This is a genomic window from Streptomyces sp. NBC_00454, from assembly GCF_041434015.1.
GTDB lineage: Bacteria > Actinomycetota > Actinomycetes > Streptomycetales > Streptomycetaceae > Streptomyces.
The window spans coordinates 5300784-5313616 of sequence record NZ_CP107907.1 but is presented as its reverse complement, the minus strand read 5'-3'; the positions used below and the strand labels follow the sequence as shown (position 1 = coordinate 5313616).

Below are 12833 nucleotides of genomic sequence, written 5' to 3'. Positions count from 1 at the left end.
ACACGGCTACGTGAGACGAGGGGGCGTCAGTGTCGACGCACGAGCTCTACACCAATGACCCGGGCGCAGCCGTCTGGCCGGTCCCCGCGTCCGGCAGCGCCCGTTTCAGCTGGGAGTACGACGGCGGTCGCGAACGGCTGCTGGCCTTGTACCAGAAGGGCAAGGACAAGCAGTGGGACGGCGCCAAGCGCATCGCCTGGGACATCGAGGTGGATCCGTACGATCCGCTCGGCACCCCCGACGAGGCGCTGACGCTCTACGGCACCCGGCACTGGGCCAAACTCTCCGAGCGGGACAAGGGCGAGCTGCGCCGGCACTACAGCGCGTGGAACTTCAGCCAGTTCCTCCACGGCGAGCAGGGCGCGATGGTGTGCGCGGCGCGGATCGTCGAGTCGGTGCCGGACCTGGACGCCAAGTTCTACTCCGCCACCCAGACCATGGACGAGGCCCGGCACGCCGAGATCTTCGGACGGTTCCTGCACGAGAAGGTCGGGATGCTCTACCCGATCAACGACAGCCTCCAGGGGTTGCTCGGCGACACCCTGCGCGACTCCCGCTGGGACATGCCGTACCTGGGCATGCAGGTGCTCATCGAGGGCCTCGCGCTGGCCGCCTTCGGCATGATCCGCGACACCACCGACAAGCCGCTGCCCAAGCAGATCCTGGCCTACGTGATGCAGGACGAGGCACGGCACGTGGCGTTCGGGCGGATGGCGCTGCGCGACTACTACAGGCAGCTGTCGGACGCCGAGCTGCGCGAGCGCGAGGAGTTCGTGATCGAGGGCTGCTACCTGATGCGCGACCGGCTGCGCGGGGTGGAGGTGCTGGAGAATTTCGGCATCTCCCGCAAGGAGGCCGAGGAGTTCAGCGAGCAGTCGGAGTTCCTGGCGCTCTTCCGCAAGCTGCTGTTCAGCCGGATCGTGCCGTGCGTGAAGGACATCGGGCTGTGGGGCGAGCGGCTGCAGAAGGCGTACCTGGACATGGGCGTCTTCGAGATGGGCAACTCCAACCTGGACCTGCTGATGAGCCAGGACGAGGAGATCGCCGAGGCCCTCGACCGCGAGCGGTTCGCGGCCGAGGAGGAGCAGCGGGTGGCGGAGGTGGCCGAGGCCATCGCGGAGGGGGCGGCCTAGGAGGGCTCCACCGGCGGGAACTGCTCGCGGAAGGTGAACGCGTACGGGGTCGGGCCGTGTTCCCGCAGGCGGATCAGGCGTTCCTCGGCGTCCGCGACCGTCGGGCGCTCGCCCGCCGGGACCCACCACAGGGCCGTCATGGCCTCCTTGACGGGCTCGAAGAACTCGCGGCGCCGCGCCATCAGTTCCCGGTGGCGCCCGGCGTACATGAAGGTGTTGAGGGACGCCGCGTCGCGCCAGACGGACATGTTGATGATGATCCACTCGTCGTCGAAGACGGACACGTCGGTCGCGTCGCCGCCCTCGCCCTCCAGCCGCCAGACGAAGCCCTCCGCCGCCTCGGCGACGGCGTTGACGTGGTCGAGTCCGTCGACGAAGTCCTTCAGCTCCGGTGAGTCCAGGGGGTACTTGAGCCGGGATATGTTCACTTGCGCCAGTTCGTGGGTCATCCCGCCAACGTAATCACGGAACTGCCGCTTCCCCCCGGCCGTTTCATGGGGTGGACGGTGCGGGGGCGGCCAGCGCCGCCTCCATGACCGCGCGCGCGATCGGCGCGGCCGCGCCGTTGCCGCTGATGTCCCCGCGCACCGCCGAGGCATCCTCGACGACCACGGCCACCGCGACCGCGGGCGGCGCCCCGCCCTCCTTGGCCGCCCAGGAGATGAACCAGGCGTAGGGGGTGCCCGCGTTGCCGACTCCGTGCTGGGCGGTGCCGGTCTTGCCGCCGACCACCGCGCCGGGGATCTCCGCGTTCTTGCCCGTGCCGTTCTCCACCACCTTCACCATCAGCTCCTGCATCCGCATCGCGGTCAGCGGGGTCATGGCCCGGCCGAGGGTGTGCTGGTCGGTGCGGCGGACCGGGTCACCGTCGTCCTGCGTCGTGCGGTCCACCAGGTAGGGGGTCTTGAGCACGCCGCCGTTGGCCACCGCGGCCGCCACCATCGCCATCTGCAGGGGCGTGGCCTTGGTGTTGAACTGCCCGATGGAGGACAGGGCCAGCTGGTCCGGGCTCATGTCGGTGTCGAAGTTCGAGCGCGAGACCCAGGCCGGAACCCGCAGCCCGTCGTCGTTGAAACCGAACCGGCGCGCGGCCTCCGTCATCCCGCGCAGGCCGACCTGTACGCCGATCTTCGCCATCACCGTGTTGCAGGACCACTGCACGGCGTCCGCCATCGAGGCGTCGGCACAGCCGGTGCCCGCGTTCGGGAGCAGGGTGTTCGTGCCGGGCAGCGGGTAGGGGTCCGGGGTCTGGGTCGGCGCGTCCACATCGGTGACCGTGCCCGCGTCCAGGGCGGCCGCCGCCGTCACGATCTTGAAGGTGGAGCCGGGCGGGTAGGTCTCGCGCAGCGCGCGGTTGAGCATGGGCTTGGCGGGGTCCGCGTTGAGCTTCTCCCAGGCCTCCTTGACCTTCGGCCCGGTGCCGGAGAGCAGCGCCGGATCGTAGGAGGGGCTGCTGACCAGCGCGAGGATCCTGCCCGTGGCCGGCTCGACGGCCGCGACCGCGCCCCTCTTGCCCGCCAGCCCGGTGTACGCGGCCAGCTGCATGCTCGCCCGGATGGTGGTGGCGGCGTTGCCGCCGCCGGGGCGGCCGCGCGCGAGTTCGTACCAGAGCGGGAAGGCGGAGAGTCCGGGGTCGGTGCCGGAGAGGACCGGATCCTCGGCGCGCTCCAGGAAGCTGGTGCCGTAGGTCTGGGAGGAGAAGCCGGTGACGGGGGCGTAGAGGGGGCCGTTCTTGTACGTCCGCTCGTAGCGCAGGAGTTGGCGGCTGTCCCGGGAGCCGGTGACGGGCCGGCCGTCGACCGTGATGTCCCCGCGCGGTTCGGCGTAGCGCTCGATGGCGGGGCGCTTGTTGGCCGGGTTCACGCCGTAGCCGGCGGACTCCCAGACCTGCACGCGGGCCACGTTGACCAGCAGGGCGACGAGCAGCAGGGCGCAGAAGTACGCGCACCAGCGGATGTAGCGGATCACGCGTCGCCCTCCTCGGCCGACCGGTCCGACCCGTCCGGCCCGTCCGGCCCGTCCGACCCCTCGGGCCGGGGTCTGCGGGCGCTGTCGCTGAGCCGGATCAGCAGGGCGACGATGATCCAGTTGGTGACGACGGAGGAGCCGCCCTGGGCGAGGAAGGGCATGGCCATGCCGGTGAGCGGGATCAGGCCGGTGACTCCGCCGGCGATGACGAACACCTGGAGCGCGAGGATCGAGGCGAGTCCGGTGGCGAGGAGGCGGCCGAAGGGGTCGCGCAGCGCGAGTCCGGCGCGGAAACCGCGGGAGACGAGGAGCCCGTAGAGGAGCAGGATCGCGGTGAGGCCGACGAGGCCGAGCTCCTCTCCGGCGGTGGCGAGGATGAAGTCCGATTTGGCGGCGAAGCCGATGAGGAAGGACTGGCCGTGGCCCAGGCCCGCGCCCAGTAGCCCGCCGGCCCCGAAGGCGAAGAGGGACTGGGCGAGCTGGCCGGGGCCGTCGCCGCGCTCGATGGAGGCGAAAGGATTCAGCCAGTCGTCCACGCGGCTGTTCACGTGCGGCTCGAACGTCCCGACGGCGTACGCGCCCACGGCCGCGAGCAGCAGCCCGATGGCGATCCAGCCGATCCGGCCGGTGGCGGTGAACAGCATGATGACGAAGAGGCCGAAGAAGAGCAGCGAGGTCCCCAGGTCCCGCTCCAGGACGAGCACGCCGACCGAGAGCAGCCAGACGGCGAGGATCGGTCCGAGGACCCGGCCGGGGAGCAGCTTCAGCCTCCAGAAGAGGGTGCGTCCGGTGAGGGCCAGGGCGGTGCGGTTCGCGGCGAGGTAGGCGGCGAAGAACACGGCGAGCAGGATCTTGGCGAACTCCCCCGGCTGGAAGGAGAGTCCGCCGAACCGGATCCAGATGTGCGCGCCGTTGACGGCCGGGAAGAAGACGGGCACGAGCATCAGCGCGAGCGCGGCGGCCGCGGCGAGGTACGCGTACTTCTGGAGCACCCGGTGGTCCCGGAGCGCCATCACTGCGAGCACGAACAGGGCCACCCCGAGGGCCGACCAGCGCAGCTGCTCCCCGGCGGTGACGTGGCCGGGCGTGGTGGCGTCGAGCCGCTGGATGAGGACGAGGCCGAGCCCGTTGAGCAGGACGGCGATCGGGAGCAGCAGCGGATCGGCGTACGGGGCGCACAGCCGGACGGCCAGGTGGGCGGCGAGCGCGGCGAGGGCGAGGCCGGCGGCGTAGTGGGAGGCGGGGTGCGGGATGTGGCCGGTGGTGGTGAGGCCGACGTAGAGGTGGCCGAGGACCGCGATCGACACGGCGCCGAAGAGCAGCGACAGCTCGACGCCGCGACGCTTGGGGGCGTGGACATCGGGGGGCGGGGGCGGGGCGGGCTCCGCCACCTTTGCCGTCAGAGCGGTCATACGGGGAAACGTAGCAAGCAGGCGGCCCGTATGTCCGCTTATGTCATAGTGTGCCGAAGAGTCGTCAGAACCGGTCGGAAGCGAAGTAGCGGATCAGGAGCCTCTCCCCATGGGACCTGCGGAGTTCATCGTCCTGGCCTTCCCCGAGGAACAGTTGCGGGTCGCGGCGGTCGAGGCGGTGATGGGACTGCGCAAGGCCGGGGTCGTACGGCTGATCGACGGTCTCGTGGCCACCAAGACGGCGGCCGGGGAGGTGCTGGCCGCCGAGTTCGACGAGTTCGTCGAGCTCAGGGGCCTGCTCGCGCACCGCGAGGCGGCCCCGCTGATCGGCCCGGAGGACGTCACGGAAGCGGCGGACCTGCTGGAACGCGGCAGCTGCGCGCTCCTCCTGGTGATCGAACACGTATGGGCCGAGGACGCGGCCGTCGCGGTGCGAGCGGCGGGCGGCCGCATCGCGGGCGCGGTCCGGCTCCCGGCCGACCGGCTGGGGGTGGCCTGATGTTCATCCGCCCCATCGGCTCAGTCGTCAACCCCGCCCAGCGCCCGACGGGCAACCCGCTGCTGCGCGGGATCCTGAAGCGCGGGGCGTACGTGTGGGACTCGGCCCGGCCGCAGCCCGCTGCCTCCGCCGCCGCCCCGGCCGCCTCGCACGCCGCCCCGGCCGCCACCTCGTCAGCCGTCTCGTCCGCCACCTCACCCGTCCCCTCCGCCTCCGCCTCCGCCTCGGCCTCGGCCTCCGGTCCGCGGAGCTCCGGGCCAGCCGCGGCCGGAGCCGAACTCACCGACCAGCTGACCCGACTGGCCGCCCTGGCCCGCGAAGGCCTGCTCACCCCCGAGGAGTTCTCGACGGCCAAGGCCCGGCTGCTGGGCCCAGGGGGCTGAGCGGACGGCAGGGCGGTCCGGTCCGGCGCCGCCCCGGCGGGCAGCCGTACGCCGACCGGGTGAGCGGCACGGCACGGCCGACTCGGGTGGCCGAATTGTCATACCGGGCGTGGCAGCATCGGCCGCCTGGAGGTGACCACATGTCACGTCGACATCGGAGTCGGCTGCTTCGCGCCGCCTGCGTCGCCGCGGTCCTCGCCACCGCGGGCCCGCTCCCGGCCGCACAAGCCGCGCCCGACATGCCCGACATGCCCGCCTCGCCCGGGGCCCCCGGAGCGCCCCGGGCACCCGAAGCTCCCGGCGCGCCGGACTCGCTCACCGCCCCCGCCGCCCCCGGTCTCCCCGGCGTCCCCGACGCCCCCGCCGAGCCCGTCGGGGTCCTCCTCTCCCGGCTCCAGGGCCTCTACCAGCAGGCCGAGCAGGCCACCGAGGCCTACAACGCCGCCGAGACCGCGCTGACCGCCCGCCAGGGCGAGGAGCGCCGGCTCGCCGCCGAGCTCGGGAAGGCCCGTACCGCTGTCACCGAGGCCCACGCCACCACCGGCAAGCTGGCGCGCGAGCAGTACAAGGCGGGCCGGGGGTTCTCCCCGTACGCCCGGATGCTGTTCGCCGGGGACCCCCAAGGGGCCCTGGACCAGCGGCGGCTCGCGGAGCGCGAGGGGACCCGGCGGGCCGCGGCGCTGGAGCTGCTGGGCCGCAGCGAGCAGCAGGCCGACGTCCTCGCCGTCGCCGCACGCAAGGCCCTGGATTCCGAGCAGAAGCTGGCGATCGAGACGAAGAAGCGCAAGGAGACGGCCGCCGCGCAGCTCAAGGAGGTCGAGCGGATGCTCGCTTCCCTCTCCCCCGCCCAGCTCGGCGAACTCGGCACCCGCGAGGCCGAGAACACCGCCGCCGCGCAGCGGGAGCTGGTCGATTCGGGGAAGCTGGGCACGAAGCCCCGTAACCCCACGGCGGCCGGCGGCTCGGCGCTCACGTACGCGGCCGCGCAGATCGGCAAGCCGTACGTCTGGGGCGCCGAGGGCCCGGCGTCCTTCGACTGTTCCGGGCTGACCTCGCAGGCCTGGGCGCACGCGGGCCGCGCGATCCCGCGGACCAGCCAGGAGCAGTGGGCGCAGCTGCCCAGGGTGCCGCTCGACGAGCTCCGGCCGGGCGATCTGGTGGTGTACTTCCCGACCGCCACGCACGTGGCCCTGTACGTCGGCGAGGGCAAGGTGATCCAGGCGCCGCGGCCGGGCGCGAAGGTCAAGGTCTCGCCGATCGCGGCGAATCCGCTGCTCGGCGCGGTGCGGCCGGACCCGGACGGGGCGCCGCTGCCCGCCTTCACCCCGCCGCCGCTGCCCGCGAACGGGGGCGGGGCGGCGGGGGACGACTCGGGTTACTCGGAGGCGGAGGCGCCCTCGTCCGAGGCGGCGTTGGAGCCGGCGACCGAGGCCGCGACCTCGGCCAGGTAGTCGGCCGCGTCCTCGGGGTCGTAGAAGAACGCGTCGAAGTCGGCCGGGTTGTCGAAGCCGTTGGCGAAACGATCCGCCACCGGCTGGAGCTGCCCGGCCGCACCGATCAGGTTCAGCACGTGCTCCGGCGGGACGCCGAGCATGGCGTTGGTCCACTGGGTCGTCGGCTTGCCGCTGGTGAACCAGTACTTGTCGAAGGTGGCCTTCATCCAGGCCTCGTCGAACGGGTTGTCCCCGTGCATGATGATCGACGACAGGTACGAGGCCGCGCACTTGGCGGCGGAGTTCGCGCCCTGGCCGGTGATCGGGTCGTTCGCGACGACCACGTCCGCGACGCCCAGCACCAGGCCGCCGCCGGGCAGCCGGCCGATCGGGTTGCGCACGACGGGGGCGTAGCGGCCGGCGAGCGTGGCGCCCGCGTCCGTCAGCTCCACCTTGGTGGCGCGCGCGTACTCCCAGGGCGTGAACTTCTCCATCAGTTCCAGCGTCAGCGCCAGGTGGTCGGCCGGGTCCTGCACGCCGTTGAAGACGTCCAGGGGACCGCCCGGGACGCCCTCCCAGAAGAGGATGTCGGCCCGGCCGGAGGTGGTCAGCGTCGGCATGACGAACAGCTCGCCGACGCCCGGGACCAGGTTGCAGCGCACGGCCTCCGTGTCCGGGTGCTCGGGGCGCGGGCCGAGGCCATGGACGTAACTGACGGCGAGCGCGCGCTGCGGGGCGTCGTACGGGGAGCGGGCGGCGTCCCGGCCGAACAGCGAGACCAGCTCGCCCTTTCCGGCCGCGACCAGCACCAGGTCGTACGTACGGGAGAAGAAGTCCAGGTCGGAGACGGTGGCCCCGTGGATGACCAGCTGGCCGCCGCGCTGCGCGAAGGTGTCGAGCCAGCCGGACATCTTCACGCGCTGGTCGACGGACTGGGCGAAGCCCTTCAGCGTGCCGAGCCAGTCGACGGCGCGGCTGGTGTCGGGGGCAGCGACCGAGACGCCCAGACCCTCGATCTTCGGGGCCTGCTGCTCCCAGAGGTTGAGCTGGAGGTCCCGCTCGTGCCGCAGCGCGGTGTCGAACATGCACTGGGTGGACATGACCCGGCCGGTGCGTATCTCGTCCGCCGTCCGGTTGGACATGAGGGTGACCTCGTAGCCCTTCGACTGGAGTCCGAGGGCGAGCTGGAGACCGGACTGGCCGGCGCCGACGACGAGTATCTTGCGCATCTGCACGTTCTCTATTCGGGGGTCGAGTCGAGGGCGTGGCCCACGAGGGTCAGCAGGGATTCCACTACCGTGACCCGGCTCCGGGCGTCCATGATCACCACGGGAACCCCGGCCGGTATGGACAGCGCCTCCCGCACGTCATCGGGTTCGTACGACCGGGTGCCCTCGAAGTGGTTGACGGCGACGGCGTACGGCAGCCCGCAGCTCTCGAAGTAGTCGAGGGCCGGGAAGCAGTCGCGCAGCCGGCGGGTGTCGGCGAGGACGATCCCGCCGATGGCGCCGCGCACCAGGTCGTCCCACATGAACCAGAAGCGCTCCTGGCCCGGCGTCCCGTACACGTACAGGACGAGGTCGTCGTCGAGCGTGACGCGTCCGAAGTCCATCGCGACGGTGGTGGTGTGCTTGTCCGGGGTCGAGGACAGGTCGTCGGTCGGGACGCTGGCCTGTGTCATCACCGCCTCGGTACGCAGCGGCGCTATCTCGGAGACGGACCCGACGAAGGTGGTCTTGCCCACCCCGAACCCGCCCGCCACCAGCACCTTCACGGCCACGGGCGCGCGCGAGCGGTCGTACTGCCAGGGCTGTACGGGCTCGTCCCCGGGGACGGGTGAACCCGCCCGGGAGAAGAGGTCGGACGGGGGGAGGAAGCCGGTTTCAGAGACGGCGGAGCCCACTGAGCACCCTTTCGAGCAGCGCGCGGTCGGGACGGCCGGTGCCGTGCCCGGTCCCGTAGACGCGGATCCTTCCCTGGTCGGCGAGATCGCTGACGAGGACGCGCACCACACCGAGCGGCAGCTTCAGCAGCGCGGCGATCTCGGCGATCGTGCGCATGCGGCGGCAGACCTCGACGATGGCCGGCATCTCGGGCATCCGGTCGGGCTTCTGCGGCGCGGACACCTTGGTGTCCAGGGCGGCGACGAAGGTCTCGACGTTCAGGACCTGGGTGAAACGGGTGCGGCCGCCGGTCAGCGAGTACGGGCGTACACGCGCGGGGCGGCGGTCGGCGCCGCGTATCGGCAGCCGGTCGGAGGCCGGACTCCTCACGGGGTTTTCTCCATCGACTGGCGCAGCTCACTGCGGACTTCGGGGGTCAGGACGTGGCCGGCGCGGCCCACGAACAGGGCCATGTGGTAGGCGACGACGCTCATGTCGCAGTCGGGCGTGGCGTGCACTCCGAGGAGCGAGCCGTCGCTGATGGACATGACGAACACGGAGCCGTGCTCCATCGCCACCATCGTCTGCTTGACCGCGCCGCCGTCCATCAGGGCGGCTGCGCCCGTGGTGAGGGAGCCGAGGCCGGAGACGATGGTCGCGAGGTCGGCGGAGGCGCCCCTGGGGCCCCTGGGGCGGGCCGCGGCGGCCTCGGCCGGGGGCGTGTCGGGTGCCACCGGTTCGGAGGACAGCAACAGGAGCCCGTCCGAGGACACGACGGCCACGGAATTGACCCCGGGGACCTCCTCGACCAGGTCGGTGAGCAGCCACTGAAGGTTGCGGGCCTGGGTGCTCAGTCCGTACGTACTGGGCGCGGTCATGTGCGTGCCTCCTGTGCGGTGTCCCCCCGGTCGGTCTGCCCCTGGTCTTGCCGTTGGTCGTGCCCCGGTTCCTGCGCGAGCTCCGCCTCCACGACGCGCCGCCCGTCCTGGGCACCGCGGTAGAACCCGCCGAGGCGGCGGCGCAGCTCGTCGGCGTCCACCCGGCGCGGCGCGGCCGGTACCTCTTCCGCCCGCCCGGCGGCCACCACGCGGGGGGTCCGCTTGGGCAGGCCCTTGTCGGTGAGGGCCTCGTCCTCGACGGGTACGGGGACCTCGGCGGGCGCGGACGCCTGGGCGGGGACCTGGACCTCGGCGGGCACCTCCGCGGGGGCCGGAGCCTCGGCGGGGGCGGGTGCCTCGGCCGGGGCCGGGACGCGGAAGACCTGCTCGGCCGGCGGCAGCTGCTCGGCCGGGGGCGCGAAGGCAGCCGGAGCGGGCTCCGGGACCACCCGGGCCAGCAGCTCCTCGGCCGGAGCGGGGGCGGACTCGTGGACCGGCTCGGGCTCGGGGGCCGCCTCGGGCTCGGGCTCGGAGGCAGTCGCGGGCTCGGGCTCGGGAGCCGTCGTGGGCTCTCCGATCGGCTCGGTGATCCAGCGCGGCTGCTCCGCGGGAGCCGCCTCGGGCTCGGGATCCGCCTCGGGCTCGGCGGCCTGCGCGGGAGCCTCCTCCTCGGTGGCGTCGCCGGTGGCGGCAAGGCCCCGTAGGCGGGACGGGAGGGTGTTCTCGTTCGCCTCGGCGACCACGCCGGGCAGGTGCAGTGCGGGGGCTCCCGGGGTACCCAGGGTGTGGACGGGCGAAACCGGCGGAGCGGTCGGCAGCAGGGACACCGGTACGACGACCAGCGCCTCCGTGCCTCCGTGCCGCGAGGTCCGCAGCTCCGCGCTCACGCCGTGCCGGGCCGCGAGCCGGCCGGCCACGTACAGGCCGAGGCCCAGGCCGTGTTCCGACTCCGGCTCCTCGTCGTACGCGTCCGGGGTGGCCAGGCGGGCGTTGAGCGTCTCCAGCCGGTCCCCCGCGACCCCGATGCCCTCGTCCACCACGGACAGGACCACGTCGCCGGAGTCCAGCAGCCAGCCGGACACCTTCACCTTGGCGTCCGGCGGCGAGAAGGTCGTCGCGTTCTCCAGCAGTTCCGCGAGCACGTGCGAGATGTCGTCGGCCGCGTGCCCGGCGATCTGCGTGTACGAGGGCAGCGCCCCGAGGTCGACGCGCTCGTAGCGCTCGATCTCGCTGACCGCCGCACGCATCACGTCGACGAGCGGCACCGGCAGGCCCTGCCCGTGGCCGTGCTCCTGACCCGCGAGGACCAGGAGGTTCTCGTTGTGGCGGCGCATCACGGTCGCCAGGTGGTCGAGCTTGAAGAGGGTGGCGAGCCGGTCCGGGTCCTGCTCCTCGGACTCCAGCTCCTCGATGACGGCGAGTTGGCGCTCGACGAGCCCGAGGGTCCGCAGGGACAGCGACACGGAGGTCGTCGACATGATGCGGCGGTGCTCCTCCAGCCCGGCCCGCAGCTGCCCGAGTTCGTCCTCCAGCGCCTCGCGGCCCGAGGTGAGCGCCTCGTTGCGGCCGATCAGGCGGCGGCGGTCGGCGTCGAGCCCGGCGATCCGGGTGTGCAGGGAGACCGTCTGGTCCCGCACGGAGTTGAGGCTGCGTACGACCTCGGCGAACTCGTCGTTGCGGCCGGTGAACCGGACCGGCTCCACCGAGCCCTCGGGCGTCGCCAGCCGCGCGGCGCCGCGCCGCAGGACCGACAGCGGGCGGGTCAGCGAGCGGGCGATGGCCGTGGTGACGCCGATGGTGACCAGGAACAGCACGCCGAGGAAGGCGAGCAGGGTCTCCAGGGCGGTCACGTCGTCGTCCCGCAGCGTGGCGAGGGCGGTGGCGCGCTGGCCGGCGAGGGTGGCCTCGACCGAGCGCATCCGGTCGATGCGGGCGGTGAGGGACGGAGCGACGGCGTCGGAGTCGAGCTTGCGGTCGGCGGAGGAGAGCGTAGGCCGGTCGGTGAGCCGTCTGAGGTACTCGTCTGCCGTCTTGACCTCGGGTCCGGCGACGGTGGCGGCGAGGGTCTGGCGCACGTCGGGGCGCGCGGCCCGCGCGAAGTCGTCGAGGGCGCCCAGTTCCCGTACCCGCGTCCGCTGGGCGGCGGTGGTCAGTTCGTCCACGGCGGCGGCGCCCGAGGTCTCCCCGCGGGGCACGTCCAGCGCGGCGAGGATCAGTCCGCGGGTGGCGGAGGCCTGTTCCACGGCCTGGCCGAGGGGGGCCAGCGGGCGGGTGGTGACGAGGGCGTCCTCGGCGCGCGGCGGGGTCAGCTCGGCGAGCCGGGCGCCGGGGGCGAGGAGTTCGGCGATGACCCCGGAGTAGGCCTGGTGCGCGGCGAGCGCGCTGCCCTTGCCTTCGACGGCCTCGGTGCGCACGGCGCGGACCCTGCCGAGGGCGCGGGCCAGTTGCCCGTCCTGCCCGTCGGCGTCGGCCCGGACCTCGGCGAGCTGGCGGTCGGTGCCCGCGGTGTGCTCCTGGACGGCGGCCAGCGCGCCACCGGGGCGGCCCTGGGCCACGTACTCGGTGACGGCGTCGCGTTCGTCGCCCAGGAGGTGCGCGAGGGTGAGGGTGGCCCCGGTCTGCTCGGCGAGGGTGACCAGGTGCTGGGAGTCCTTCAGGTCCGCCGAGGCGGACAGGACGGCGGGCGCCCCGGCCGCGAGGACGGCGAGCCCGGCCACGGCAACTCCGATGACCAGCCTGCGGCGCACGCGCACCCGGCGCCCCGCGGGAGCTCCCGCTGGGGCTCCCGTTCGGGCGTGGGCGGTGGCGGTGCCTTCGGAGGCTGGTCGGTCGGTTGCGGTGCCACCGGGTGCGGTGCCGTTCGCGACGGTGCCGTTCTTCCGAGGCCGCTTCTTCTGCACCGGTGCTCGCAATCCTGTACGTGTGCTGCTCGTGCTCGTCTACTCGTGTGGCCGAGGTAACGGCCGGTCAACAAGTAAACGCCCCCCGCCCCTGTCGTCTCGCGCTGCTGTGCCGCCGTACCGCCTCAGACCTTCGCAGTGCCCCGGGAAGAGGGCCGTACATCACCCACCCGGCCACACGAAGGAGTGAACATCACGGACGAGTTGGCGGCCAACTCGGCGAACCGCCGTCAGAGCCCCGCCGTGGACGGGTGGTTGAAAGATTGATGCGGCTTTTGGCAGGATGCCCGCCCACATACCGACGGTCACCCCACTGGGCCCGGGGATTCCCTACCGCCCCACCC

Annotated in this window: 12 protein-coding genes; 4 read left to right on the top strand and 8 right to left on the bottom strand. The window is 72.9% G+C overall.

The window, feature by feature from the left end; all coding sequences use genetic code 11:
- Nucleotides 1–29: 29 nt before the first annotated feature.
- Nucleotides 30–1133 carry a ferritin-like domain-containing protein gene (locus OHU74_RS24700; protein WP_371617908.1) on the top strand — a complete coding sequence of 368 codons (1104 nt, stop codon included), beginning with the start codon at nucleotides 30–32 and terminating at the stop codon, nucleotides 1131–1133.
- Here OHU74_RS24700 and OHU74_RS24695 read toward each other — a convergent pair.
- Genes OHU74_RS24695 through OHU74_RS24685 form a run of 3 tightly spaced genes read right to left on the bottom strand, consistent with a single transcriptional unit; the run spans nucleotide 1130 to nucleotide 4513 of the window.
- A complete protein-coding gene (locus tag OHU74_RS24695; protein WP_371617907.1) occupies nucleotides 1130–1582 on the bottom strand; it encodes a DUF3291 domain-containing protein in 453 nt (150 codons plus the stop codon). The two genes, OHU74_RS24700 and OHU74_RS24695, sit on opposite strands and share 4 nt — an antisense overlap.
- 43 nt (nucleotides 1583–1625) lie before the next feature.
- Nucleotides 1626–3101: a penicillin-binding transpeptidase domain-containing protein gene (locus OHU74_RS24690; protein WP_371617906.1), complete on the bottom strand. Its 1476-nt coding sequence runs from the start codon at nucleotides 3099–3101 to the stop codon at nucleotides 1626–1628.
- Nucleotides 3098–4513 carry an FtsW/RodA/SpoVE family cell cycle protein gene (locus OHU74_RS24685; RefSeq protein WP_371617905.1) on the bottom strand — a complete coding sequence of 472 codons (1416 nt, stop codon included), beginning with the start codon at nucleotides 4511–4513 and terminating at the stop codon, nucleotides 3098–3100. Before OHU74_RS24685 ends, OHU74_RS24690 begins: the two co-directional genes overlap by 4 nt.
- A gap of 109 nt (nucleotides 4514–4622) precedes the next feature.
- Between OHU74_RS24685 and OHU74_RS24680 the strand changes: the two genes are divergently transcribed.
- The 3 genes from OHU74_RS24680 to OHU74_RS24670 all read left to right on the top strand — a co-directional run bounded on the left by OHU74_RS24680 (nucleotide 4623) and on the right by OHU74_RS24670 (nucleotide 6846).
- Nucleotides 4623–5012, top strand: a complete 390-nt coding sequence (locus OHU74_RS24680) for a DUF6325 family protein (RefSeq protein WP_371617904.1) — start codon at nucleotides 4623–4625, stop codon at nucleotides 5010–5012.
- Complete coding sequence (locus OHU74_RS24675) at nucleotides 5012–5395, top strand: SHOCT domain-containing protein (RefSeq protein WP_371617903.1); 384 nt, start codon at nucleotides 5012–5014, stop codon at nucleotides 5393–5395. Before OHU74_RS24680 ends, OHU74_RS24675 begins: the two co-directional genes overlap by 1 nt.
- Nucleotides 5396–5535: 140 nt before the next feature.
- Entirely contained in the window at nucleotides 5536–6846 is a 1311-nt protein-coding gene (locus OHU74_RS24670; RefSeq protein ID WP_371617902.1) for an NlpC/P60 family protein, read from the top strand.
- On the opposite strand, the gene OHU74_RS24665 is transcribed toward OHU74_RS24670, so the two are convergent.
- The 5 genes from OHU74_RS24665 to OHU74_RS24645 are packed head-to-tail and all read right to left on the bottom strand — an operon-like array spanning nucleotide 6771 to nucleotide 12336.
- Nucleotides 6771–8057 (bottom strand): styrene monooxygenase/indole monooxygenase family protein, encoded by a 1287-nt coding sequence (locus tag OHU74_RS24665; protein ID WP_371617901.1) that lies wholly within the window; start codon nucleotides 8055–8057, stop codon nucleotides 6771–6773. The two genes, OHU74_RS24670 and OHU74_RS24665, sit on opposite strands and share 76 nt — an antisense overlap.
- Nucleotides 8058–8068: 11 nt before the next feature.
- Nucleotides 8069–8731 (bottom strand): ATP/GTP-binding protein, encoded by a 663-nt coding sequence (locus tag OHU74_RS24660; protein WP_330298561.1) that lies wholly within the window; start codon nucleotides 8729–8731, stop codon nucleotides 8069–8071.
- On the bottom strand, nucleotides 8712–9101 hold the full coding sequence (locus OHU74_RS24655) for a DUF742 domain-containing protein (RefSeq protein WP_330298560.1): 390 nt from the start codon (nucleotides 9099–9101) through the stop codon (nucleotides 8712–8714). The genes OHU74_RS24660 and OHU74_RS24655 overlap by 20 nt, the downstream gene beginning before the upstream one ends.
- Complete coding sequence (locus OHU74_RS24650; protein ID WP_371617900.1) at nucleotides 9098–9589, bottom strand: roadblock/LC7 domain-containing protein; 492 nt, start codon at nucleotides 9587–9589, stop codon at nucleotides 9098–9100. Before OHU74_RS24650 ends, OHU74_RS24655 begins: the two co-directional genes overlap by 4 nt.
- Entirely contained in the window at nucleotides 9586–12336 is a 2751-nt protein-coding gene (locus OHU74_RS24645; RefSeq protein WP_371617899.1) for a nitrate- and nitrite sensing domain-containing protein, read from the bottom strand. Before OHU74_RS24645 ends, OHU74_RS24650 begins: the two co-directional genes overlap by 4 nt.
- Nucleotides 12337–12833 lie beyond the last annotated feature (497 nt).